Origin of the sequence: Cedecea sp. (assembly GCF_036500665.1) — a bacterium.
Taxonomy (GTDB): Bacteria; Pseudomonadota; Gammaproteobacteria; order Enterobacterales; family Enterobacteriaceae; genus Cedecea.
Genome location: NZ_DASYBS010000042.1, coordinates 46,259 through 69,131 on the forward strand (window position 1 = coordinate 46,259; position 22,873 = coordinate 69,131).

Annotated in this window: 24 protein-coding genes, 3 tRNA genes and 1 pseudogene; 21 read left to right on the forward strand and 7 right to left on the reverse strand. The window is 51.9% G+C overall.

The genetic code is table 11. From position 1 onward, the window contains the following. The first annotated feature begins 107 nt into the window (after positions 1–107). The 7 genes from VGM55_RS06805 to tcyN all read left to right on the forward strand — a co-directional run bounded on the left by VGM55_RS06805 (position 108) and on the right by tcyN (position 6,550). Positions 108–1,268 (forward strand): DegT/DnrJ/EryC1/StrS family aminotransferase, encoded by a 1,161-nt coding sequence (locus VGM55_RS06805; protein WP_331635064.1) that lies wholly within the window; start codon positions 108–110, stop codon positions 1,266–1,268. 535 nt (positions 1,269–1,803) lie between these two features. Next, a complete protein-coding gene (fliA, locus tag VGM55_RS06810) occupies positions 1,804–2,523 on the forward strand; it encodes an RNA polymerase sigma factor FliA (protein WP_331635065.1) in 720 nt (239 codons plus the stop codon). A gap of 38 nt (positions 2,524–2,561) precedes the next feature. Next, positions 2,562–3,107: a flagella biosynthesis regulatory protein FliZ gene (fliZ, locus tag VGM55_RS06815; RefSeq protein WP_038481662.1), complete on the forward strand. Its 546-nt coding sequence runs from the start codon at positions 2,562–2,564 to the stop codon at positions 3,105–3,107. A gap of 84 nt (positions 3,108–3,191) precedes the next feature. Next, positions 3,192–3,992 carry a cystine ABC transporter substrate-binding protein gene (gene tcyJ / locus VGM55_RS06820; protein ID WP_154186544.1) on the forward strand — a complete coding sequence of 267 codons (801 nt, stop codon included), beginning with the start codon at positions 3,192–3,194 and terminating at the stop codon, positions 3,990–3,992. 122 nt (positions 3,993–4,114) lie between these two features. Then, a complete protein-coding gene (gene dcyD, locus VGM55_RS06825; RefSeq protein WP_154186546.1) occupies positions 4,115–5,101 on the forward strand; it encodes a D-cysteine desulfhydrase in 987 nt (328 codons plus the stop codon). 31 nt (positions 5,102–5,132) lie between these two features. Beyond that, positions 5,133–5,801, forward strand: coding sequence for a cystine ABC transporter permease (tcyL, locus tag VGM55_RS06830; RefSeq protein ID WP_154186548.1), 669 nt, complete (start codon positions 5,133–5,135; stop codon positions 5,799–5,801). Then, positions 5,798–6,550 (forward strand): L-cystine ABC transporter ATP-binding protein TcyN, encoded by a 753-nt coding sequence (gene tcyN, locus VGM55_RS06835; RefSeq protein ID WP_154186550.1) that lies wholly within the window; start codon positions 5,798–5,800, stop codon positions 6,548–6,550. Before tcyL ends, tcyN begins: the two co-directional genes overlap by 4 nt. Positions 6,551–6,571: 21 nt before the next feature. On the opposite strand, the gene VGM55_RS06840 is transcribed toward tcyN, so the two are convergent. Further along, positions 6,572–7,933 (reverse strand): CoA transferase, encoded by a 1,362-nt coding sequence (locus VGM55_RS06840; protein ID WP_331635066.1) that lies wholly within the window; start codon positions 7,931–7,933, stop codon positions 6,572–6,574. A gap of 153 nt (positions 7,934–8,086) precedes the next feature. Between VGM55_RS06840 and sdiA the strand changes: the two genes are divergently transcribed. After that, the gene (gene sdiA, locus VGM55_RS06845; protein WP_154186554.1) at positions 8,087–8,809 is read left to right on the forward strand and encodes a transcriptional regulator SdiA; all 723 of its coding nucleotides are present in this window, start codon (positions 8,087–8,089) and stop codon (positions 8,807–8,809) included. Between the two features lie 68 nt (positions 8,810–8,877). Here sdiA and VGM55_RS06850 read toward each other — a convergent pair whose 3' ends face one another. After that, positions 8,878–9,102: a DUF2594 family protein gene (locus VGM55_RS06850; protein ID WP_331635067.1), complete on the reverse strand. Its 225-nt coding sequence runs from the start codon at positions 9,100–9,102 to the stop codon at positions 8,878–8,880. Between the two features lie 483 nt (positions 9,103–9,585). On the opposite strand from VGM55_RS06850, the gene uvrY reads away from it, so the two are divergent. The 8 genes from uvrY to VGM55_RS06890 all read left to right on the forward strand — a co-directional run bounded on the left by uvrY (position 9,586) and on the right by VGM55_RS06890 (position 14,666). Then, positions 9,586–10,242 (forward strand): UvrY/SirA/GacA family response regulator transcription factor, encoded by a 657-nt coding sequence (uvrY, locus tag VGM55_RS06855; protein ID WP_016537015.1) that lies wholly within the window; start codon positions 9,586–9,588, stop codon positions 10,240–10,242. Then, complete coding sequence (gene uvrC, locus VGM55_RS06860) at positions 10,235–12,067, forward strand: excinuclease ABC subunit UvrC (RefSeq protein WP_331635068.1); 1,833 nt, start codon at positions 10,235–10,237, stop codon at positions 12,065–12,067. Before uvrY ends, uvrC begins: the two co-directional genes overlap by 8 nt. Before the next feature lie 57 nt (positions 12,068–12,124). Then, a complete protein-coding gene (gene pgsA / locus VGM55_RS06865) occupies positions 12,125–12,673 on the forward strand; it encodes a CDP-diacylglycerol--glycerol-3-phosphate 3-phosphatidyltransferase (protein WP_039294681.1) in 549 nt (182 codons plus the stop codon). Between the two features lie 167 nt (positions 12,674–12,840). Continuing rightward, positions 12,841–12,916 (forward strand) — tRNA-Gly (locus VGM55_RS06870). A 51-nt stretch (positions 12,917–12,967) separates the two neighbouring features. Further along, a tRNA-Cys gene (locus VGM55_RS06875) sits at positions 12,968–13,041 on the forward strand. A gap of 12 nt (positions 13,042–13,053) precedes the next feature. Beyond that, positions 13,054–13,139, forward strand: a tRNA-Leu gene (locus VGM55_RS06880). Between the two features lie 168 nt (positions 13,140–13,307). Then, complete coding sequence (locus tag VGM55_RS06885) at positions 13,308–14,012, forward strand: alpha/beta hydrolase (protein WP_331635069.1); 705 nt, start codon at positions 13,308–13,310, stop codon at positions 14,010–14,012. A 78-nt stretch (positions 14,013–14,090) separates the two neighbouring features. Then, positions 14,091–14,666 carry a UPF0149 family protein gene (locus VGM55_RS06890; protein ID WP_154186560.1) on the forward strand — a complete coding sequence of 192 codons (576 nt, stop codon included), beginning with the start codon at positions 14,091–14,093 and terminating at the stop codon, positions 14,664–14,666. Between the two features lie 42 nt (positions 14,667–14,708). Here VGM55_RS06890 and ftnA read toward each other — a convergent pair whose 3' ends face one another. Next, on the reverse strand, positions 14,709–15,206 hold the full coding sequence (gene ftnA / locus VGM55_RS06895; protein ID WP_154186562.1) for a non-heme ferritin: 498 nt from the start codon (positions 15,204–15,206) through the stop codon (positions 14,709–14,711). 348 nt (positions 15,207–15,554) lie between these two features. On the opposite strand from ftnA, the gene VGM55_RS06900 reads away from it, so the two are divergent. Further along, positions 15,555–16,736: a NupC/NupG family nucleoside CNT transporter gene (locus VGM55_RS06900; protein ID WP_154186564.1), complete on the forward strand. Its 1,182-nt coding sequence runs from the start codon at positions 15,555–15,557 to the stop codon at positions 16,734–16,736. Between the two features lie 48 nt (positions 16,737–16,784). On the opposite strand, the gene VGM55_RS06905 is transcribed toward VGM55_RS06900, so the two are convergent. The 3 genes from VGM55_RS06905 to yecR all read right to left on the reverse strand — a co-directional run bounded on the left by VGM55_RS06905 (position 16,785) and on the right by yecR (position 18,978). Beyond that, positions 16,785–17,222, reverse strand: a complete 438-nt coding sequence (locus VGM55_RS06905) for a DUF3574 domain-containing protein (protein WP_154186566.1) — start codon at positions 17,220–17,222, stop codon at positions 16,785–16,787. Next, positions 17,222–18,496: a hypothetical protein gene (locus VGM55_RS06910; protein ID WP_154186568.1), complete on the reverse strand. Its 1,275-nt coding sequence runs from the start codon at positions 18,494–18,496 to the stop codon at positions 17,222–17,224. Before VGM55_RS06910 ends, VGM55_RS06905 begins: the two co-directional genes overlap by 1 nt. Before the next feature lie 140 nt (positions 18,497–18,636). Continuing rightward, the gene (gene yecR, locus VGM55_RS06915; protein WP_154186570.1) at positions 18,637–18,978 is read right to left on the reverse strand and encodes a YecR family lipoprotein; all 342 of its coding nucleotides are present in this window, start codon (positions 18,976–18,978) and stop codon (positions 18,637–18,639) included. Between the two features lie 341 nt (positions 18,979–19,319). Between yecR and VGM55_RS06920 the strand changes: the two genes are divergently transcribed. The 4 genes and pseudogenes from VGM55_RS06920 to VGM55_RS06935 all read left to right on the forward strand — a co-directional run bounded on the left by VGM55_RS06920 (position 19,320) and on the right by VGM55_RS06935 (position 21,741). After that, on the forward strand, positions 19,320–20,477 hold the full coding sequence (locus VGM55_RS06920) for a methyl-accepting chemotaxis protein (RefSeq protein WP_154186572.1): 1,158 nt from the start codon (positions 19,320–19,322) through the stop codon (positions 20,475–20,477). Between the two features lie 244 nt (positions 20,478–20,721). Then, positions 20,722–21,012 (forward strand): hypothetical protein, encoded by a 291-nt coding sequence (locus VGM55_RS06925; protein ID WP_331635070.1) that lies wholly within the window; start codon positions 20,722–20,724, stop codon positions 21,010–21,012. Next, positions 20,987–21,307, forward strand: a pseudogene (locus VGM55_RS06930) (ATP-binding cassette domain-containing protein); the annotation flags it as partial. The gene VGM55_RS06925 and the pseudogene VGM55_RS06930, both read left to right, overlap by 26 nt. Positions 21,308–21,489: 182 nt before the next feature. Then, on the forward strand, positions 21,490–21,741 hold the full coding sequence (locus VGM55_RS06935; RefSeq protein ID WP_038481723.1) for a DUF2766 family protein: 252 nt from the start codon (positions 21,490–21,492) through the stop codon (positions 21,739–21,741). A gap of 101 nt (positions 21,742–21,842) precedes the next feature. Here VGM55_RS06935 and VGM55_RS06940 read toward each other — a convergent pair whose 3' ends face one another. Continuing rightward, positions 21,843–22,346, reverse strand: a complete 504-nt coding sequence (locus VGM55_RS06940) for a non-heme ferritin-like protein (protein ID WP_154186574.1) — start codon at positions 22,344–22,346, stop codon at positions 21,843–21,845. Positions 22,347–22,873 lie beyond the last annotated feature (527 nt).

Genomic DNA, 22,873 nt, shown 5'->3' on the forward strand with positions numbered 1-22,873 from the left:
GTTGTCGTCAGGAAAATTGCGGCAAGAAATAGCGCTTATTAGGCCGATAGCTTTTTATCGGCTTCATTATGCTGTAGATAGCGCTATTTTACGTAACAGGTTGCTTTATGAGCAAGAATATCTACGTCACCAGCCCACTTCTTCCTCCTCTTGAAGAGTTTATTCCTTATCTTGAACGGATTTGGGAAAACAAAAACCTGACAAATGGAGGCGTTTTTCATCAGCGACTGGAAAAAGAGCTGGCCGAGTATTTAGGCGTAGAACACCTGTGTCTGTTCTCTAACGGCACGCTGGCACTGTTAACCGCGCTGCAGGCTCTTCGTATTACTGGAGAAGTGATTACGACGCCATACTCGTTTGTTGCAACGTCCCATACCCTGTTATGGAACGGGTTAACGCCGGTATTTGCCGATATTGACCCCGTCACCTGCAATATAGATCCGGATAAAATCGAGCAGCTTATTACGCCGGCGACATCGGCAATTTTACCCGTCCATTGTTACGGTATTCCTTGTGACGTGGATAGAATCCAGGGGATTGCCGACGCCTGGGGGTTAAAAGTTATTTACGATGCTGCCCATGCCTTTGGTGTTAAGCTGAATGGGCAAAGTGTGCTGCGTTGCGGCGATTTATCTATTTTAAGTTTCCACGCGACTAAGGTGTTCAATACCTTTGAAGGCGGGGCAATTATTTGCCCGGATGCCAAAATGAAGCAGCGCATTGACTACCTGAAGAACTTTGGTTTTGCCGGTGAGACGACGGTTGTTGCACCGGGCATCAATGCTAAAATGAATGAAGTTCAGGCTTCATTTGGCCTTGTACAGTTACAGCATATCGATCGGGCCCTGAGTGAAAGGGAGCATATCTATCAGCGCTACTGTGAACTGTTGGCCGATGTGCCTGAAATCAGCATTTTTAGTGCTCAGGATAACGTCGAATGGAATCACGCCTATTTCCCAGTATTAGTTAATGATAGCTATCCGCTGAGCCGGGATGGTTTATATGATTATCTGAAACAGCATGATATCTATGCCAGACGCTATTTTTATCCGCTAATCAGTACATTCTCGATGTATCGCCATTTACCTTCCGCTCATCCGGATAGTCTGCCGGTGGCGAGTGCTACCGCGGAAAAAATATTATGCCTGCCGATATTCCCGGGACTGAAAGAGGACGATCTGAAACGAATTGTTGAACTGATTCGCCAGCCGATCGCTAAGCCGGAAAATACCTTTTTAGCGGCTGACGTGGCGGATGATGTGGCATAAGGCCGGGGCCTTCAGGTGCCATTAGGCCGTGGAGAGAAGGGCGGGTATTGGCCCGGCAGGTGAATGACGCCGATCCGAAAGTGAGATTTTTCATCGATAATTTCACCAGGGATAAGGCACCGGTGAGTCGCCTGCCCGCGGAAAATTTGCTAATCCGTTGATGACGCATTTCTCGCTTACCTCGGCGTTTTTTTGGGGAAGAACGGTGCGGTAAAGGAGATAACGCGGAGGGGGAATGCTATTCCCAATGATGGTACTGCACCTTGCAACACGCCGGTGATGACCATTAATGAATGATGCCAAAACATATTTAACCCAAGCTGATGTGAACATAATAATTTGGCCAACACTTTGTAATTGCAAGTAATATTATTCGGTAAAAAAAAGCTTAATCAAACCGATAATCGATCAGAATTGCAGCTTTTTGATGATAACCCCTAAATAACCCCCCATTTTTACCACTATTCATCCGATTAAAACCCCTGCAGAAACGGATAATCATGCCGATAACTCAACTAACGCAGGGCTGTTTATCGTGAATTCACTGTATACCGCTGAAGGTGTAATGGATAAACACTCGCTGTGGCAGCGTTATGTACCGCTTGTGCGTCACGAAGCATTGCGCCTGCAGGTACGTCTGCCGGCGAGTGTGGAGCTCGACGATCTGCTACAGGCAGGCGGCATCGGGTTGTTGAATGCAGTCGAACGTTACGATGCCCTGCAAGGAACGGCATTTACTACCTACGCGGTGCAGCGCATCCGTGGGGCGATGCTTGATGAGTTGCGCAGCCGTGACTGGGTGCCGCGAAGCGTCAGGCGTAACGCCCGCGGCGTGGCACAGGCGATTGGTCAACTGGAGCAAGAGCTGGGGCGCAACGCGACCGAGACGGAAGTCGCGGAGCGGCTGGACATCCCGCTCGACGAGTATCGTCAGATGCTGCTCGACACTAATAACAGTCAACTCTTCTCTTATGATGAGTGGCGTGAAGAGCATGGCGATAGTATCGAACTGGTCACCGAGGAGCACCAGCAGGCAAACCCGCTACAGCAATTACTGGACAGTAATCTACGCCAGCGTGTGATGGAAGCGATTGACGCTTTACCTGAGCGCGAACAACTGGTGCTGACGCTGTATTACCAGGAAGAGCTGAATCTCAAAGAGATTGGTGCGGTGCTTGATGTGGGTGAATCCCGGGTAAGTCAGTTGCATAGCCAGGCGATCAAGCGTTTGCGTACCAAGCTGGGTAAGTTGTAGGGAGTGCCGCACAATTATCTGACGACCTGGGAATTATCATGACGGTGCAGCAGTCAAAAAGACGGCCATTAAGCCGCTATCTCAAAGATTTCAAACACACCCAGACACATTGTGCACATTGCAGTAAGCTGCTTGACCGCATCACGCTCACGCGCAGCGGGGTCATTATCAATAAAGCCACCATCGCTCAACTTGATACGCTTATTGACGAAGCCACGTGGCTTATCGAACAAAAAGAGTGGATGGCGCTGTGCCGTTTTTGTGGCGATTTGCATTGCAAAGAACAAAATAATTACTTCGATATTATTGGTTTCAAACAGTATTTGTTTGAGCAAACAGAAATGAGTCACGGGACGATTCGCGAATACGTCGTTCGTCTACGCCGCCTTGGTAATCATTTGAGTGAGCACAAAGTCCCGCTTCCCGGTTCGCTGCAAGGCCTGCTGGATGAAACGCTGGACGCCTGGCTGCCTCGCACCAGCACGAATAATTACCGCATTGCGTTACGCAAATATTGGCAATTCCAGGTTCAGGGCCACGCGATCCCGCGCCAGGAAATTAGCGCAACCTCCGATATATACTAAATTTGCATAAGTTGTAGCGGACTGGTTTTGATATATCCCGAACCGGCCCGCTACACTACAAAAAAGTAAATAATCGGGGTAAATATGAAACTAGCAATGATAGGGCGTCAGGCGCTGATGGGCGTGCTGGCTGTGACGCTGGTAGCCGGTACAAGCATAAAAACCTTCGCGGCTGAAAATCTTCTCAATAAAGTGAAAGAGCGCGGCACGCTGCTGGTTGGACTGGAAGGAACTTATCCTCCGTTCAGCTTCCAGGGTGATGACGGCAAGCTGACCGGTTTTGAGGTTGAGTTTGCCGAGCAGCTGGCTCAGCACCTCGGCGTTAAAGCGGCACTGAAGCCTACCAAGTGGGACGGCATGCTGGCTTCTTTAGATTCCAAACGTATTGACGTGGTAATAAACCAAGTCACTATCTCTGAAGAGCGAAAGAAAAAATACGATTTCTCCACGCCTTACACTATTTCGGGTATTCAGGCGCTGGTGAAAAAAAGCAATGAAGGCGGAATTAAAACCGCAGCCGACCTGAAGGGTAAAAAAGTTGGTGTTGGCCTCGGCAGTAACTACGAGCAGTGGCTGCGTGAAAACGTGCCTGGCGTAGATATTCGCACCTATGATGATGACCCGACCAAATATCAGGACCTGCGCGTAGGCCGTATTGACGCTATTCTGGTCGATCGCCTGGCGGCGCTGGATCTGATTAAGAAAACCAACGACACGCTGGCGCTGGCCGGGAACGCATTCTCCCGCCAGGAAGCGGGAGTTGCGCTGCGTAAAGGCAATGAAGACCTGCTGAAAGCCATCGATACCGCGATTGCAGAGATGCAAAAAGATGGAACGCTTGCGAAGCTGTCCGATAAGTGGTTCGGCGCCGACGTCACTAAGTAGCGATGCTGAAAAGTAAAAAGGTGCTGATTTCAGCACCTTTTTTATTTGATCTTCCGGCGGCAAATAAAATAGTTTGTCTGGTGCATAATAAAACTAAATATTGACGCGGCTCAGGAGGCCTTATGTCACTGCATCACTTAACGCGTTTCCCGCGGCTGGAGTTTATCGGAGCACCCACGCCGCTGGAGTATCTGCCGCGTTTCTCCGACTATCTCGGACGTGAAATCTACATTAAACGCGACGATGTGACACCCATGGCGATGGGGGGAAATAAACTGCGTAAGCTGGAGTTTCTGGCGGCCGATGCGCTGCGGGAAGGGGCCGATACGCTGGTCACCGCTGGCGCTATTCAGTCGAACCATGTTCGCCAGACGGCCGCGGTTGCCGCGAAGCTTGGGCTGCATTGCGTGGCGTTGCTTGAGAACCCTATAGGCACCCGCGCCGCTAACTACCTGACCAACGGTAATCGCCTGCTGCTCGATCTGCTTAACGCTGAAGTCGAAATGTGTGAGGCGCTAAATGCGCCGGATAAACAGCTTGAAGCGGTCGCTACGCGTCTGGAAGCGCAGGGTTTCCGGCCTTATGTGATTCCGGTGGGCGGGTCCAACGCGCTGGGTGCGCTGGGCTATGTCGAAAGCGCGCTGGAAATTGCCCAGCAGTGTGAAGATGCGGTGAGCTTGTCATCGGTCGTGGTGGCCTCTGGCAGCGCAGGAACCCACGCCGGCCTGGCGGTGGGCCTTGAGCAGTTGATGCCGGATGTTGAACTGATTGGCGTGACGGTTTCCAGAACTGTTGCGCAGCAAAAGCCAAAAGTTGTTGCTCTGCAGCAGGCGGTAGCCCAGTCACTCGAGGTCAGCGCAACCAGCGATATCATCCTCTGGGACGACTATTTCGCCCCAGGCTACGGTACGCCGAACGATGAAGGGATGGAGGCGGTAAAACTGCTCGCCAGGCTGGAAGGGATCCTGCTCGATCCCGTTTATACCGGCAAAGCGATGGCCGGGCTTATCGACGGCATAGCACAAAAGAGATTTAAAGATCAGGGTCCCATTGCCTTTATTCATACCGGCGGCGCACCGGCTCTGTTTGCCTACCATCCGCATCTTTAGCGGACCAAACCGTTACTAATCAGGGTTTATAATGCAAGAAAGCCTGCAACTGGTGCTGGACTCAGCACCCTATCTGCTTAAAGGCGCAGTCTTTACGCTGCAGCTGAGTATCGGCGGAATGTTTTTCGGCCTGATCCTCGGCTTTATGCTGGCGCTGATGCGCCTGTCGTCGTTTTTACCGTTTTCTCTGCTGTCGCGTTTTTATGTTTCCATTTTTCGCGGTACGCCGTTAATCGCCCAGCTCTTTATGATTTATTACGGGCTACCGCAGTTTGGTATTGAGCTGGATCCGATCCCGTCCGCGATGATCGGCCTGTCGTTAAATACGGCGGCATACGCCTCCGAAACGCTGCGCGCAGCTATCTCTTCTATCGACAAAGGGCAGTGGGAAGCGGCTGCGAGCATCGGTATGACGCGCTGGCAGGCGCTGCGCAGGGCTATTTTGCCGCAGTCTGCACGCGTGGCGCTGCCGCCGCTCGGAAACAGCTTCATCAGCCTGGTGAAAGACACGTCTTTGGCGGCCACCATCCAGGTGCCTGAGCTGTTCCGCCAGGCGCAGTTGATTACGTCGCGCACGCTGGAAGTCTTTACCATGTATCTCGCCGCCTCGCTGGTGTACTGGGTGATGGCGACGGTGCTCTCCACGCTGCAAAATTACTTCGAAAATCAGCTTAATCGCCAGGACAGGGAGCCGAAATGAGCGCCATTGACGTAAAAAAACTGGTGAAAAAATTCCACGGTCAGACGGTGCTGCACGGCATTGACCTTGACGTCAAACCGGGAGAGGTTGTGGCGATTATTGGTCCCAGCGGGTCCGGCAAAACGACGTTGTTGCGCAGCATAAACCTGCTTGAAGAGCCGGAGAGCGGCACCATTCAGGTCGGGAATATCACGATTGATGCTGGGAAGTCGCTGGCAAAGCAGAAAGAAAAAATCCGGGCACTGCGACAGCAGGTCGGCTTTGTGTTTCAGAACTTCAATTTGTTTCCGCACCGCACGGTGCTGGAAAACATTATTGAAGGCCCGGTCATCGTTAAGGGGGAGCCGAAAGAAGAAGCCATTGCCCGGGCGCGAGAGCTGCTGGTGAAGGTGGGGCTCAGCGGGAAAGAATCCAGCTACCCACGTCGCCTGTCCGGCGGGCAGCAGCAGCGTGTGGCGATTGCCCGGGCGCTGGCAATGCGCCCGGAGGTTATTCTGTTTGATGAACCCACGTCGGCGCTGGATCCTGAGCTGGTGGGGGAAGTGCTGAACACGATTCGCCAGCTGGCGCAGGAGAAGCGCACCATGGTTATTGTGACGCACGAGATGAGTTTTGCACGTGACGTTGCAGACAGGGCTATTTTCATGGATCAGGGAAAGATCGTGGAACAGGGGCCGGCAAAAGCGCTTTTTGCTCATCCACAGCAGCCGCGCACTCGTCAATTCCTGGAGAAGTTCCTGACGCAATAAACGCCCCTTTCAGGGGCTATTTCACCACCAGGCTGCCGTGGCTGAACCGAGTGCTGCCGGTGGTGTTTCCCAGGTAACCGGTGTACCTGCCAGCATGAGCGGAAACTTCAACCGGTTTGCTGGCCCAAATTCGGACCACTCGATAAGCGGCTGGAAATCATGACGATCGATCGCCGCAAGGGATGTAGGCTCTCCGGCCGGGTGAGCCATTAATAAGGCGGCCGTGCGGGCGAGCGACAGTCGGGCGCTGTAGCCTCGATGCTGTTCATGCCTTACCTTTAATCCTTTTAGCACCGCCGCGGCCATGAGATAGCCCGTTGCATGATCCAGTGCCTGGACGGGAAGCGGGTGAGGGCGTTCGGCTTGTTTCCAGCGCTGTCCAGCCTCGGCAATGCCGCTGGACATTTGTACCAGGCTGTCGAAGCCTCTTTTATTACGCCACGGCCCACGCCATCCCCAGGCGTTAAGTGAAACGTCTACCAACCCAGGGGAAAGTATCTGCCGGGTTTCGGCATCAAACCCTAACGCGTCCAGGGCATCCGCGCGGTAGCCGTGAACCAGGACATCTGCCCCGGCGAGCAAGGTTTTGAACAGCTCTCTGCCCGCCGAAGATTTGAGGTCGAGCCTGGCGCAACGTTTACCGAGCGTTATCTCCTCGACAAGCGTTGGTTCTTCCCATCCGGGAGGATCCAGTCGCAATACCTTAGCACCAAGTCCTGCAAGAAAGCGTGTGGCGACCGGCCCGGCAATAATTCGGGTAAGATCCAATACCCGAATACCCGCCAGCGGACGAGCGGGCGGCAGAGCGTATGCCGGGGAAGGGGCTTCAGCATGATACTGCTGCCAGAATAACGGCTCCGCCGCGACGGTTTTACCGTGTGGATGCGCCAGCCATTCGTCGTGTTTCAACATTGCGGCAGCGCACCCGCCCGCAGAAACGACCGCGTCTTCAAGCTCGATTTTGCCCCAGTCGGCCACGCGCTGCGCAAGCTCGGATTTGTCTTTGCTGATACCCAGAACATGCTCCATCGCCAGCCGATGATGCCGTGCGTTGGTATGCAGACGGATCCAGCCATCACGCGTAGCGTAATCCCCGGCGAATTCATCCCATAGCGCTGCAGATGGGCGATTGAGGGGGAAATGGCTTGCTGAAAACCAGTACGATGCCAGTCTTTGGTCTACGGAGAGAGGGGCATTCTGGCGAGACAGCAGCGCCTGAAGCGCAATGCCCGCGCTAGCCATGCTCGCCGTTGCGAGCCCGGTGACGGGAAAGCAGGCGTCGAGTTCGCCTTCGCGACGGACGGTTATCTGCCGCAAGGGCTCGCTAAGCTCCAGATCCTGAATCATTGCGGCAAGAAGCGCGGAAAACGAGAGGTTAACCATACTGAGCTCCAGTAAATTTTTCCTGACATATGTTAAAACCGAATAATTATGGCGGAAAAGCAATAAATCTCATCAATTACTTTAATAAATGTGTTAGCTTATTACAGTCTATTAATGAATACTTTTTTAGCGCCAGGAGAAACGCCAGATATAATGCTGGAACGTGACTTTTTTAGCTGGCGACGGGAAGCCCTCGAACTTTTCCTGTCAATTACTGAAGCCAGCGAATTACAAACTTTAGTTCAACAACAAACTCAATGCCTGGAATTTGATTATTTCTCGCTGTGTGTTCGGCATCCCGTGCCTTTTACACGGCCCAAATTATCATTGCAAAGTTCTTATCCGCAAAAATGGCTGGAGTGGTACGTCACAGAAAATTACTTTGCTATCGACCCGGTATTGAAACAGTCTAATTTCATGCGCGGTGAAATAATCTGGAGTGACGCATTATTTGCCGAGTCTCGTGAACTTTGGGACGCTGCGCGCGACCATGGTTTGGCTGCGGGAAGAACGTATTGCGTGATGGCGTCGAATCGCGCGGCGGGCTTCCTGTCCGTGTCCCGCTCAAACGTGCGTTCAGACATTCTGCCGGAGGACGAGCTGGGACTGCGTATTAGTTACCTTGCCGAGCTGAGTTTATCTACGTTGAGCCGGCTTGAAGACCCGTCAATGGAAATGATGGATATGAGGCTTAGCAAGCGTGAACGCGAAATCCTGCAGTGGACGGGAGAAGGCAAAACGTCAGCGGAAATTGCAATTATACTGTCCATTTCTGAGAACACGGTGAACTTTCACCAGAAGAATATGCAGAAGAAATTTAATGCGCCAAACAAGACGCAAATAGCGTGTTACGCGGCAGCAATGGGGATTATCTGAGTCTGAAAAGAGGATATTCCGTCAGACACTGACGGCTGGCGAAACAGGTTTCTGCCAGCCGCCCCGGCTTATTGACGGTAAGCCTGTTTAATTTGCTTAACGGTGTTGCAGAATACTTCAGCCTGAGACTGGTCTTCCAGTTGAGCGATTTGCTTTTCCATTTTCAGGATAACGCGGCCCGCATCAGCCTGGCCCATAGACTGAAGCATCAGGGTTAGCAGCGTTTTCAGACAGGTGACTTCTTGTGCCAGTTCGCTGGTGTTTTCGGCGGTGGAAAAAACAGGAGTGCTCATTTACTTTCCTCAATGCTTAGTTAGTACGCTGCCATTATGCACAGTGATATTCATAAGGCGGCGGAGTATAGCATAACATTCAGTAAAATTATTCATGTTAAGGCAGGGCGGATGCGCGCGGGTGTTTACGGTAATAAACGATACCCCTCGGGGGGTTATTAGTCGCGGTGAGGGTAGTGGTTAAAAACATTTTGTTTCGTTCTCGTTTAACTAACGTTAAATAAAGCGGAGCAATTAGTTTTTTATTCTTGTCAGGGCAGCATTTCGGTAATTAGCTGTTTTTTAATCAGAGGATAATAGGGGCTTTGTCGATTCTAAAATGTTGATGCGTACCGCAGACTCCCTCCCGAAAGTAAAGATATATTCTCCTTTTTAGTTAGCACGGCGTGCTTACTGCAATTTGGATTTTAATGTTGCCCGAAAAACGTTAATATATGACCAATTAGCTATCAGCAGCGTTATCCCTTTCTGGAGAATAGCCCTTTGATCAACGTTCTTCTTGTTGATGACCACGAACTGGTGCGCGCAGGGATACGACGCATTCTGGAAGAGATTAAAGGCATCAAAGTCTCGGGTGAAGTGAACTGCGGTGAGGACGCCATTAAATGGTGCCGCAGCAACCCGGTCGATGTCGTGTTAATGGATATGAATATGCCGGGGATCGGCGGGCTGGAAGCCACCCGTAAAATTGCCCGTTACTCTTCAGATATCAAAGTCATCATGTTGACTATCCATACGGAGAACCCGCTGCCTGCCAAAGTGATGCAGGCCGGTGCGGCGGGTTATCTGAGCAAAGGTGCCGCTCCACAGGACGTGGTGAACGCTATTCGCTCCGTCAATGCGGGGCAGCGTTACATCGCCTCTGACATTGCCCAGCAGATGGCCCTGAGCCAGATTGAACCAGAGGCGGAATCGCCCTTTGCCAGTTTGTCTGAGCGTGAATTACAGATTATGCTGATGATCACCAAAGGCCAGAAGGTCAACGAGATCTCTGAGCAGCTTAATCTCAGCCCTAAAACGGTGAACAGCTATCGCTATCGGATGTTTAGTAAACTGAATATCAGCGGTGATGTTGAGCTGACGCACCTGGCGATTCGCCACGGGTTATTCAACGCGGAGACGTTAATCAGTAGTGAGTGAGACCTTTGATTCCCGGGCTTTTCTCAAGACGGTGACCAGCAAGCCCGGCGTCTACCGTATGTACGATGCCGGCAGCACGGTTATCTACGTCGGCAAAGCCAAAGACCTAAAAAAGCGCCTGTCTAGCTACTTCCGCGCGAATCTGGCGAGCCGCAAAACCGAGGCGCTGGTGGCGTTGATCCACCATATTGACGTCACGGTTACCCACACGGAAACCGAAGCGCTGCTGCTTGAGCATAATTACATTAAGCTCTATCAGCCGCGTTATAACGTTTTGCTGCGTGACGACAAATCCTATCCTTTTATTTTCCTGAGCGCAGACAGCCACCCGCGCCTGGCGATGCATCGCGGTGCTAAGCACGCGAAGGGCGAATATTTTGGTCCGTTCCCTAACGGTTACGCCGTGCGTGAAACGCTGGCGTTGCTGCAAAAGGTGTTCCCGATTCGCCAGTGTGAAAACAGCGTTTATCGCAACCGCTCACGGCCTTGCCTCCAGTATCAAATCGGGCGTTGCCTTGGCCCTTGCGTATCCGGTCTGGTCACGGAAGAGGACTATGCTCGCCAGGTCGACTATGTCCGCCTGTTTCTGGCCGGTAAGGACGATCAGGTTCTGACTCAGCTTATCTCTCGCATGGAACAAGCCAGCCAAAACCTGGAGTTTGAAGAGGCCGCCAGGATCCGCGATCAGATTCAGGCGGTGAGACGTATTACCGAGAAACAGTTTGTTTCCAATACCGGCGACGATCTTGATGTCATTGGCGTATCGTTTGATGCCGGTATGGCCTGCGTGCACGTGCTGTTTATTCGTCAGGGGAAAGTGCTTGGTAGCCGCAGCTACTTCCCTAAAGTCCCGGCAGGCACCGAGCTGAGCGAAGTCGTCGAAACATTTGTTGGTCAGTTCTATTTGCAGGGCAGCCAGATGCGCACGCTGCCCTCAGAAATCCTGCTCGATTTTGCGCTGGCGGACAAATCGCTGCTGGCCGACTCACTCAGCGAACTGGCGGGACGCAAAGTGAATGTGCAAACCAAACCGCGGGGTGACCGTGCGCGTTACCTGAAGCTTGCGCGTACCAATGCGGCAACAGCGCTGGTGACCAGGCTTTCCCAGCAGTCAACCATTCAGCAGCGGCTGAAAGCGCTTGCAGAGGTGCTGAAGCTGCCTGAAGTGAAGCGTATGGAGTGCTTTGATATCAGCCATACGATGGGGGAACAAACCGTGGCTTCCTGCGTCGTCTTTGACGGCAATGGTCCGCTTCGTTCGGAGTACCGACGCTACAACATTACCGGCATTACGCCGGGTGATGATTATGCCGCGATGAACCAGGTACTGCGCCGCCGCTACGGTAAAGCAATAGAAGAAAGCAAAATACCTGACGTGATTCTGATCGACGGCGGGAAGGGGCAACTGGGGCAGGCGAAGACCGTGTTTGCCGAGTTGGATGTCTCCTGGGATAAGCACCATCCTTTGTTGCTCGGCGTAGCGAAAGGCAGCGATCGTAAGGCGGGACTTGAGACGCTGTTCTTTGAGCCGGAAGGCGAGGGATTCTCTTTACCACCGGATTCGCCGGCGTTGCACGTGATTCAGCATATCCGTGATGACTCGCACGATCATGCGATATCCGGGCACCGTAAAAAACGTGCTAAGGTAAAAAGTACCAGTTCGCTGGAAACTATCGAAGGGATCGGCCCAAAACGCCGCCAGATGTTGTTGAAGTATATGGGCGGATTGCAACCGTTAATCAACGCGTCCATTGAAGAAATAGCAAAAGTGCCGGGCATCTCGCAGGCATTGGCAGAAAAGATCTACTACTCGTTGAAACATTAAGGGCTCTGTAGCAACATAGAGACAATTTCCACTTATGACAGATAGTTAACCGGCACTATGCGATTCAATATCCCAACACTGCTCACGCTGTTTCGTGTCATCCTTATCCCGTTCTTTGTGCTGGCGTTTTATCTGCCGTTCAACTGGGCCCCGTTCCTTTGCGCTTTTATCTTCTGGCTGGCGGCGATAACCGACTGGTTTGACGGTTTCCTGGCGCGGCGCTGGAACCAGAGTACGCGCTTTGGCGCATTCCTCGACCCGGTTGCTGATAAGGTGATGGTGGTGGTGGCCTTAGTGCTGGTAGCGGAACACTATCACGCCTGGTGGGTCACTCTGCCCGCGGCAACGATGATCGCCCGCGAAATTATCATCTCCGCACTGCGCGAATGGATGGCGGAAATCGGCAAGCGTAGCCGCGTTGCCGTCTCCTGGATAGGCAAAACCAAAACCATGGCGCAAATGCTCGCGTTGATCGGGATGCTGTGGCGCCCGAATATGTGGATAGAGTACACCGGTATTGCGCTTTTCTTTGTTGCTGCAGTACTTACGTTCTGGTCTATGTTCCAGTATCTTGCTGCGGCACGCGGCGATTTGCTCGAACCGTGATCTATCCGGCGCAAAATTCAGCAAACGATTCGTACTGTTATAAAATTTCATTGACTCAGTGCGTCAGGTAAGTAGAATGCAACGCATCGAAAGGCAGCACTGCTTGCCGGAAGATAATAAAATCAAGTGATTAGCTTAACGGCCACCAACGGTCACTTGTACAAAATGCGGGAATAGCTCAGTTGGTAGAGCACGACCTTGCCAAGGTCGGGGTCGCGAGTTCGAGTCTCGTTTCCCGCTCCAGATTTAAGCAATAGACCTTGTCTGTTGCGGCCTGAAAAGGCAAAAGATTTTGGCGCGTTAGCAAAGCGGTTATGTAGCGGATTGCAAATCCGTCTAGTCCGGTTCGACTCCGGAACGCGCCTCCAATTTCTTCCCGAGCCCGGATGGTGAAATCGGTAGACACAAGGGATTTAAAATCCCTCGGCTTATGGCTGTGCGGGTTCAAGTCCCGCTCCGGGTACCATGGGAATAAAAGAATAAAATCAATGATAAGCAGTGTCGTGTAAACCACCTTCGGGTGGTTTTTTATTGCCTGCTATTTGCCTTCCAGAAATTTACGCCTTCGTCCTTTGCCTGTTCCCCTAAAAGAATGCCATGCTGAGCCATCGATTAGCACCACGCTCAGGTGAATATGAACATCTCTTCACGACACTATTTTGACGTCAGTTTTCAGGGCCACAGGCTTTATGCTGACAGCATCTTCGGCAGCAAAGGACACGTGCTGATGATCCACGGAGGGGCAAAAGACCGTGAGGCAGGCCTGCGTTATCGCAACTTACTGGCTGAACTGGGCTTTGGCAGCACGGCGTTTGATTGCATAGGGCACGGGGAAACCGGCGGGGAACTTTCTCACTCTTCGCTGGCCAGCCGCACCGGGCAGGCAGAGGCAATCGCCAGACATCTGGGCTCCCGGTTAACGGGATGTATGGGCGTGAGCATGGGGGCATATAACGCTTTGCAGCTAAGCCGCTCCGTACCCCTGCGCTCATTGGTCCTGATGGTACCCGGCGTGTATCATCCTTCGGCATATCGGGTAAATTTTGGGCCTGAATTTTCTGCGATTATCCGCAAGCCGCTGAGCTGGGCGGAGAGTGATGCGTGGCAGATTATCTCTGAATTTAGCGGGAATGCTTTGGTGATTGCCGCCGCTGAGGATCAAGTGATCCCCGCCGGGATCCCCGGGCGGCTTTATGATTCGGCTTCCAGTCAGATAAATAAAGCGTTGCTGACTATCCCAAATGCCGGTCACAACAGCGTATGGCAGGAATTGCAGCATAACAGGCGGCTCTACGACAAGACTTGTCAATTACTGACGGAATGCCTGTCTGATTCGTAATGCGGCATAACTCTTCGGAGCCGGAACGGGTACAATACGCTACATTTTAAAAAAAAACGCGATATGAGGAGCCCGCTGATGACCCAGGGACCGCTGAACGAAGATGAAATTGTATGGCTTGATGATGTGCTGATGAAATATGGCACGGACCATTCAGTGATTGATGTGGCTGAGCTGGACGGACTACTCACGGCTATTCTCTCCGGGCCAAAAGTGACCGAGCCTGCCACCGTGCTGCGCGCCGTATGGGGCGGGGATGTTGAACCCGAGTGGGAGACCAAAGAAGCGCTCACCCGGTTTAGCGTACTGGTATTCCAGCATATGAATGATATTGCCGAACGCCTCGCGGAGTACCCTGAGCAGTTTGAACCGCTGTTCGGCACCCGTGAAGTGGATAACCGCGAAATCACTATCGTTGAAGAGTGGTGCTACGGCTATATGCGTGGCGTAGCTCTTGAGGAGTGGCCTGCGTTGCCGTCTGCGCTGCAACCGGCGCTGGCTGCGATTGCGTTGCACGGGCTTGAAGAAAATCAGGCGAAATTTGAAAGCATGTCGCCGGAAGCATTCTGGGGGAGCATTGAGGCCATTAAACCTGCGGCACTGGATCTATACGGTTACTGGCATAGTCAGCGTGACGGCGGGGCGCTGCACTAAAATGAAAGCAGCAGGCCGCAATGGCCTGCTGACTGAGAGCAATTAAGCCTGGGTATCCAGGGTTGCCAGCTCTTTATCGACGAAGTACAGGCCTTCGCCGCTTTTGCCCACCAGGCTAAGTTTATCCAGTACGGATTTAAACAGTTTTTCTTCTTCATGTTGCTCGGCAACATACCACTGCAGGAAATTAAAGGTTGGATAATCCTGCGAGGTCATTGCAGAGTGCGCCAGTTCATTAATCTGACGAGTAATTAATTGTTCATGCTCGTAGGTCGCTTTAAATAAATCATCCAGCGAAGCGTACTCTAAATAAGGAGACGGGATAGCGTTAATACGCGGCATGCTCCCGGTATCATTTAAGTAAGCAAACAGGCGCTGCATGTGCTCCATCTCTTCCTGGGCATGGCGACGCAGGAAAGCGGCTGCCCCTTCGAAGCTGTGATAGCTGCACCAGGCGCTCATCTGCTGGTAGAGCAAGGAGGAGTAGAGTTCAAGGTTCATCTGCTCGTTCAGTTTTTCAATCATTTCCGTCTTCAGCATCACAGGCTCCATAATTTTGGGGGGCGTTAATATGGCGCTACTTTAATTATTTATTTTTCTGAATGCAAAGGAATTGTTAATTATATTAGTGTAATGAGAATGGTTGTTACTATTATTTTATTTATGACAACATAAATTAATAATGAGAATTAATCTTGTTCCGCTTTTCTATTTAATGGGCCTGGTTGGCGGTAATAAAACGCGAATATTTTTGATTGAAATAGTAACCATGCTAACGGTAAGCTTATGTTGCCATTGGAAAAACTTATGGCTAAATATTCTTATAGGCGCCATTTACCTGACGCAGTAGCTGTGGCTAAATACGTTTCTTTCAAAATTAGATTGCACATGAATATTCTTCATTTTCTACTCGCACTTGTTGTCATTATGGGACTGGCGTGGCTGGTGAGCTTTGACCGCAAAACCATCCGTATCCGCTATTTGTTACAACTTATCGTTATTGAGGGCCTGCTGGCCTTCTTCTTCCTGCATTCCGACAGCGGGCTGTGGGTGATTAATGGTGTCTCTGGTTTCTTTGGTCACCTTCTGACCTTTGCCGGGCAGGGCAGTGATTTCGTCTTTGGCGGAATGAGTAAGGCGGGTCTGGCCTTTATCTTCCTTGGCGTACTGTGCCCGATAATTTTTATCTCGGCGCTTATCGGTATTCTCCAGCACTTCCGTATTTTGCCGATCGTTATTCGTATCGTCGGTACGTCGCTTTCCAAAGTGAACGGCATGGGTAAGCTTGAGTCGTTTAACGCTGTTAGCTCGCTGATTCTGGGGCAGTCTGAAAACTTTATTGCCTACAAAGGCGTATTGGGTGACCTCAGTTCCCGCCGCCTGTTCACCATGGCTGCGACGGCGATGTCTACCGTTTCGCTGTCGATTGTAGGCGCCTACATGACGATGCTGGAACCCAAATATGTGGTGGCTGCGCTTATTCTGAATATGTTCAGTACCTTCATTATCCTGTCGATCATTAACCCGACTCGTCCGGGCGCTGAGCCAGAAATTAAATTAGAGAAGCTGCACGAGTCGCAGAGCTTCTTTGAAATGCTGGGCGAATACATTCTGGCGGGTTTCAAAGTCGCGATGATTATCCTGGCGATGCTGATTGGTTTTATTGCCCTCATCAGCGCCATCAACGCACTGTTTGCCACGATCTTCGGCCTGAGCTTCCAGCAAATTCTCGGTTACGTGTTCTATCCGTTTGCCTGGCTGGTGGGTATTCCTCCGGCGGATGCGCTGAAGGCGGCCGGTATTATGGCAACCAAGCTTGTCGCCAACGAGTTTGTGGCAATGATTGAGCTGCAAAAAATCATGGCAACGCTGTCACCGCGCGGTCTCGGGATCTTGTCGGTATTCCTGGTGTCGTTTGCTAACTTTGCCTCAATCGGCATTGTTGCTGGCGCCATTAAGGGACTGAATGAAAAGCAGGGGAACGTGGTGTCTCGCTTTGGTCTTCGCCTGGTGTACGGGGCGACGCTGGTCAGTCTGCTGTCGGCGGCGTTTGCCGGGTTAGTACTGTAAAAAAACAAAAACGGCGGGTTTCCCCGCCGTTTTCTTAACGCTGCTTTATCAGAATGCCGCGCAGACCGGCTGGTCAACGCGCATGACGGATTCCTGCGCAAAGCGGGTTTTATAGATAGCACGCAGTTCGTCGACTTTCTTGCTACTCTCAGCGTCGCTACCGCGGATCAGCATAATCGCCTTGCTCGGTTCGTGGGTGACTTCGCCCTTCGCATTCAGCCACTGGCCTTTTGCGTCGTATTCGGTCAGCCCTTCACGGAAGCGTGGGGTCACGTCTTTATCGACAAAGCTACGCCATTCATTGGCGGTGATTTCCGCGCCTGACGGACGGCTGATGCCAAAGTAGAGCGTGGTTTGCGTCATCGGGTCGCCAACCTGGCACTGCTTAGCCGGTGCGGTAACCGCCGTTGTTGTTTTAGCCGGCGCGACACAGCCCGCCAGTACCAGGGCTAATGCCCCTGCAAGTGTTGCTTTATAAAATACCATTATCCACCTGTCTTACTGTCATCATCATTATTAAAATTAAGCGCGGAATTATTCCGACGCGCTATCAAATTACAATTCCATAATTTTCGCAAGTCACCCAGCATCAACAGGGCAAGAATAATCCCGCTCATCCCGCTTCCCAGAAGTACCCACTGCGCCGGGAAGTTGTCGGCAATCCCGCCGGTTATCAGCGGCACGAGCAGCGTGATGCCAAGCTGTAATCGCCAGCTTGAGGCGATTGCCGGGCCAACGTGGCGCGAGGGGAAACTGTCCATGACGTTGAGCGTTGCCACCAGATAGAACCAGTTGCTGAACAGATGGGCGATGACAATAAGCGGTACCGCAATCCACAGGCTACCGGACTGCGCCACGGCGAAATAGCAGAGCGTGAAGAGCAGCAGTGCTATCGTTAAGGGGAGAGTGGCGCTGGCGCGATAGCGCACCTGTCTCTCGCTAAGTACCAGGGGCGCTAAAAGTTGGCCAACGCTGCGGGCAAAAAGCAGTATCAGCCCGTTGTCCGTATTATTGCCGGGCAGAGCGGGAGCCAGGGCGGGAAGCAAAGCCATTACCGGCGCCCCGACCAGCGCCAGGCTGGGCAGCAGTAGCAGGCTACGTTTTTGCTGCGGCGTCAATCTACGCCAGCTAAACCTCTCATTGTCGATATAGGTTGGTTCTTCTTCACCTTGCAAAATAAAGAAGGTGGCGGCACGCCATAGCAAAGCTATCGCGGCCACGAAGCTGAGCGCATCCAGAAAAAGCAGCAGCCAGAGGCTGACGTGGCCATACAGCAGAGTGCCTGCCCCTACGCCAAAAATGACGTTAGCCGCAAAAACCAGCGTTTCAATACCTGCGGCAGCGGGCATCAGGTCTTCTGATAACCCTTGCTTAAAGAGCTGACTGAGTACCGGCACCGTCATACCCGTGCTAAAAGCCGCCGCGGCCTGGCTTAACAGCAGCAATGTTGGATGATCGCCCTGCAGCGCCTGGAACGGAAGAATCAGGCCTGCCAGACCGAGTGTTTCACCCAGGAGTAGAACAGAGAATGCAGGCCATCGGCGCAGCAGCCACACGCCAAGAAAGCTTGCGGGCAAGCCGGGAGCCAGCGCGAGAACATAAGCAAGAGAAAGCCAGGTGGGGGTAGCATGGCTATTTAACAGCTGGCTAAAGACCAGGACATAAGTCAGGCCGTTGCCCATGGAGGAAAACAGCAGTGCAAGCCCGAGTAGCGTGAACCAGCGGTGCTGGCGCAGGGTGCGCAGCAATAAAAGGATCATGATAGGTTCCTGATTAACAAATAGAGTCAAGCCGCCGTTCTGGAAACGGCGGCGCGAGATATTTATCGTCAGGAACGCATTACATTGGCGGCAGGACTCTCTTTAACCAGATGCAATCAACATAGATGAAATTGCCGGAATTACCAGTTACTGGTGACACCAGCATATTGTGGCCCGCTGACTCCGCGGCACTGATACTCCAGTACAACCTGGGTATTCAGGCACAGGCTGCCGCTATAGGTTGTACAGGTTTTTATGTCGCTGCCATAGGGCAAGGCACTGGCATATCCCCACTGTTGGCACTGGCGAGTGGCCGTCGACTGCGCGAGGAATTTGTCCACTTTGGCCGTCTGCAGCGGTGGCAGGTTATAGGCAAGGCGAACGACACCGGAAGGCTCGTTGGCATTGAGCGGTACAGGCGTTTTACTTACTGTACATCCGCCAAGTAACAGGGCGGTAGCGGCCAGATAAATGCGCTTCATCTTTATTTATACCTCGTGCTTAACCGCTGACATGGTAGCACGCGCGGCCTGCAGAAAAGCGTATTCAATACAAAGGGCAGCGGATTTCGTAAATTTCGAATTTTAAATAAGCCTTAATTCAAATTACGACATGAATGCATTTTACCTAACGGAAATTCACCATAAAACGCGTGGCGATTTTTTGATCGAATGCGCGTCAAGTTTTGCTGAAACGTGCCGACAATAGCGCTACGGCGCGATTTAATTTCACTTATGCAGACATACAAGTGGATAAATCAGGACGTGCACCGTTTGAAATAGCACAGGACGTGCCTTTTACTTTTGACCGGGGAATCAGACAGATGAATGTACTTCGTAATATCAAAATCCGCGCAATGGTGGTGCTGATACAGATCTTTTCAAGCCTTGCATGGACGAGCGTGGCGGGGGGCACGCTTTGGCTGCTGCACAACCTGAAGCAACAGCTCACGCTTAGTTCTAGCCAGTCTGAGTGGATAAGCACGGCTCAGTTTATGCTCATGTTTTCAATCGCTATCAGCGTTGCGATTGCTCTCTTCACCGAGCGCTATCTGTGGTTCTGCCTGGTGAAGCCGGTGAATACAATCCGCAACCATATGCACGTCCTGGCGCGCGGCGAACTTGCCGCGACGCTACCGGATTTAGGCCGTAACTGTATTGGCCTGATGGTTCCGCCGATTCAGAAAATGCAGGATAACTGGGAAAAGGCGGTCAGCAGCATTCGCGATAGCGCCGATGCTATTCGCGCTAACGCAACGGAAGTGTCCGGGGTCAATACCGATCTGTCATCTCGCTCTGAGCAGCAAGCCGCCGCGCTGGAACAAACCAGCGCCAGCATGGAGCAGCTTAATAGCACCGTGAAGTTAAACGCCGACAATGCCAACCACGCCAGCCATCTCGCGCAAAACGCTACTAACACGGCGGTTAACGGGGGAGCCTCGGTGAAGCAGGTGGTGAAGACAATGGATGTTATTGCCAGCAGCGCGAACAAAATTGTTGATATCACGACGGTGATTAACAGCATTGCGTTTCAGACCAATATTCTGGCGCTGAACGCCGCGGTGGAAGCCGCGAGAGCAGGGGAGCAGGGGAAGGGGTTTGCCGTGGTGGCCAGTGAAGTGCGCAACCTGGCGAGCCGGAGTGCCGGGGCAGCAAAGGAGATTGAAACCTTACTGAACGAGTCGGTTAGCAATATTCATATTGGTTCACAGCAGGTGAAAAAGGCGGGTGAAGCCATGGATGAGATCCTCAAAGCCGTGAAGCAGGTCAACGATATTATGGGCGAGATTGCCAGCGCGTCCGTTGAGCAAAGCCAGGGGATTGGTCAGGTTGGCGTAGCCGTCAGGGAGATGGACAGCGTAACGCAGCAAAACGTGAACCTGGTGCAGAAATCCGTGCTGTCGTCCGGTGAGTTGGAAAAGCAGGCACACCACCTGCATGATGTGGTGGCGATGTTCCGCCTGGGGAGCATCACACGCTGAAACCGATAAATCGCTAACGCTGAACTGGGCAGCCGAAAGGCTGCTTTTTTTACGCCAGAATACGGCGGAGACGGAAAAATTATGTGATGCACAGGGGGTAAATAATACGCCTTTCGGCCCGCAGACTTTGACGACACACGGTTAGTCAGATTTCAGCTAAGATTATGCTTTTTTATGAACATTTATAAGCGATTGCGAGTGTCGCACTATGCGGGCTCTTATTGAGCAAGGCGTTCCTGAAGCAATGCGTAAACCTCTGGTATTGTCTGCGCTGGTCGCCGCGCTGGCCCTGGCATTAAGCGGCTGTGATGACGCCAAAAAAGAGACCGCTGCAGCATCTGCACCGGCAAAAGAAACCAAACAGGGCGGCAACCTGATTATCGGTATCACGTCCGGCGATCCGCTGGCAATGAACCCGTTGTACGCCAGCGATCGGACTACGTTGACCATTATGCAGGCGTTGTACTCTACGCTGTATAGCTACAACGGCGATAAAATTGAGTGGGACCTTGCATCAATATCCGCACGAGTTTAGCGGCGGGATGCGCCAGCGGGTGATGATTGCCATCGCGCTGTCGTGTCATCCGTCTTTGCTGATAGCCGACGAGCCAACGACCGCGCTTGATGTGTCGGTGCAGGCTCAGGTCGTAAATATTTTGCAGGATCTGCAGCAGGCTCTGGGGCTGACTTATCTGTTTATTGCTCATGACTTGTCTATGGTTCGCCATATTTCTGACCGTATTGGGGTGATGTATCTGGGCACGCTGGTTGAGGAGGCACCGGCCGGGACGCTGTACAGTGAACCGGCACATCCCATCAGCAGTCCCCTCTAATGCAGGAGATTTCACCGGGGCACCGCGTGGCCTGCTGGCAGTTTGAGAAGTAAATCCAGGGGGCTGTTGCTCCCGTTTTATCGTTGAAAAGGAGCCTTATGGGCGTTCCGCTGAATGTTCTGTTGCCTCGCGCCGAGGCGGACGGGTAGACTATCGCGCAAATAAAACAGGAGATTAAAATGGCCGAACAACTCTCTGCCGATCAGGAACTGGTTTCTGACGTCGTGGCGTGCCAGCTGGTGATTAAACAAATTCTCGACGTGATTGATGTGATTGCGCCGGTTGAAGTCCGTGAAAAGATGTCAGAACAGCTGAAAACCATCGACTTTACCAGCCATCCTGCCGCCGTTGATCCGGTAACGCGCCGCGCGATTCAAAAGGCGATAGCCCTGATTGAGCTGAAATTTACTCAGCAGAAAGAGGCGCACTAAGCCGTCTTTCCATTGCGAGACAACGGTGACTTGTCGTGGAGACAGGGGAATAAAATTCATCCGGCGGCTGCCGGGTGAATTTTATCGAAAAGGGGCGCGGATCAATGGTACTGGCGCTCAACAAAGTCCAGCAGATGTCTGTCGGTTTGGCTCATGCACAGGCCCGCTTTTTTAGCGTTGCGCACCTCTTCAAGAATCGTCTGCAAACGTTCGCCATCGCGATCCTGCTCTTCACTTAATGCCACCAGGAAATTTACCACCTTACCTGCGTTTATCGCCCTGGCTTCTTCTTGAAGGTTTGCCAGCGTTTGATGCCGAAGGTGGTAATCATCCAGCATTTGCTGAAACAGCTCTTCAAGGGTCATACAATGACACTCAGGCGGGGGCATAGTGCCGACGCTTGGCATGCCGCCGGACTGCTTCATAAAATTGAATACCCGCATCATGTGCGTGACGTTGTTCTGTGCCTGGCTGCGTAAAAAATTCGCGCTACCGGTCAGGCTCTGTTGCGCGCACCACGCACTCAGATGCAGGCACAAATGAGACGCATAGAACTCACGATTAATTTGCGCATTAAGTTTCTGGATCATGCTTGCCACAGGCATATTAATATCCTTATTTCCAGGAGCGATTTCACGAAGAGATAAAATAAACATACGCTGCAATTCAATAAGAGAAAAGTCCTAATTATTGTTATTTTCGCTTCTTTGATTTTTTTTAATGAGAAAGATAAATAAATGCTGAATTTTATGTGGTGATCTGTAACTTGCTGTATTTGATATAGAATATATCTTTCGTGCGATACGTGCTCCCCTTTTTTGGCCAGTATCAAATATGTCACTAATCCCGGTCATATAAATGTCTATGTTAATCATTTTTTGTCTTATGGTTAAACATTTTCATTTTCCACTAACGCCGAATGAGATCATATTTACCCTTCAAGGGAATACTGGAGCCATTTCATCATTTGCGTTGCAAGCAAGAAATCTCTCCATCAGAGGGAAAGTAACCGTCGGCTTGCCGCCGCCAGTCTTTGTGTACTGACGCGCGAGAAGCATAAAAATAGAACGGTTATGGTCGGTTCAGGACTGCAAAATGTGCCGTTACCGCTAATGAATTGATTTTTACGCTT

Coding starts and splice junctions, on each gene's coding strand:
- VGM55_RS06805 (WP_331635064.1), top strand. CDS start 108: ATGAGCAAGAATATCTACGTCACCAGCCCACTTCTTCCTCCTCTTGAA.
- fliZ (WP_038481662.1), top strand. CDS start 2,562: ATGACGGTGCAGCAGTCAAAAAGACGGCCATTAAGCCGCTATCTCAAA.
- tcyJ (WP_154186544.1), top strand. CDS start 3,192: ATGAAACTAGCAATGATAGGGCGTCAGGCGCTGATGGGCGTGCTGGCT.
- dcyD (WP_154186546.1), top strand. CDS start 4,115: ATGTCACTGCATCACTTAACGCGTTTCCCGCGGCTGGAGTTTATCGGA.
- tcyL (WP_154186548.1), top strand. CDS start 5,133: ATGCAAGAAAGCCTGCAACTGGTGCTGGACTCAGCACCCTATCTGCTT.
- tcyN (WP_154186550.1), top strand. CDS start 5,798: ATGAGCGCCATTGACGTAAAAAAACTGGTGAAAAAATTCCACGGTCAG.
- VGM55_RS06840 (WP_331635066.1), bottom strand. CDS start 7,933: ATGGTTAACCTCTCGTTTTCCGCGCTTCTTGCCGCAATGATTCAGGAT.
- sdiA (WP_154186554.1), top strand. CDS start 8,087: ATGCTGGAACGTGACTTTTTTAGCTGGCGACGGGAAGCCCTCGAACTT.
- VGM55_RS06850 (WP_331635067.1), bottom strand. CDS start 9,102: ATGAGCACTCCTGTTTTTTCCACCGCCGAAAACACCAGCGAACTGGCA.
- pgsA (WP_039294681.1), top strand. CDS start 12,125: ATGCGATTCAATATCCCAACACTGCTCACGCTGTTTCGTGTCATCCTT.
- VGM55_RS06885 (WP_331635069.1), top strand. CDS start 13,308: ATGAACATCTCTTCACGACACTATTTTGACGTCAGTTTTCAGGGCCAC.
- VGM55_RS06890 (WP_154186560.1), top strand. CDS start 14,091: ATGACCCAGGGACCGCTGAACGAAGATGAAATTGTATGGCTTGATGAT.
- ftnA (WP_154186562.1), bottom strand. CDS start 15,206: ATGCTGAAGACGGAAATGATTGAAAAACTGAACGAGCAGATGAACCTT.
- VGM55_RS06900 (WP_154186564.1), top strand. CDS start 15,555: ATGAATATTCTTCATTTTCTACTCGCACTTGTTGTCATTATGGGACTG.
- VGM55_RS06905 (WP_154186566.1), bottom strand. CDS start 17,222: ATGGTATTTTATAAAGCAACACTTGCAGGGGCATTAGCCCTGGTACTG.
- VGM55_RS06910 (WP_154186568.1), bottom strand. CDS start 18,496: ATGATCCTTTTATTGCTGCGCACCCTGCGCCAGCACCGCTGGTTCACG.
- yecR (WP_154186570.1), bottom strand. CDS start 18,978: ATGAAGCGCATTTATCTGGCCGCTACCGCCCTGTTACTTGGCGGATGT.
- VGM55_RS06920 (WP_154186572.1), top strand. CDS start 19,320: ATGAATGTACTTCGTAATATCAAAATCCGCGCAATGGTGGTGCTGATA.
- VGM55_RS06925 (WP_331635070.1), top strand. CDS start 20,722: ATGCGTAAACCTCTGGTATTGTCTGCGCTGGTCGCCGCGCTGGCCCTG.
- VGM55_RS06935 (WP_038481723.1), top strand. CDS start 21,490: ATGGCCGAACAACTCTCTGCCGATCAGGAACTGGTTTCTGACGTCGTG.
- VGM55_RS06940 (WP_154186574.1), bottom strand. CDS start 22,346: ATGCCTGTGGCAAGCATGATCCAGAAACTTAATGCGCAAATTAATCGT.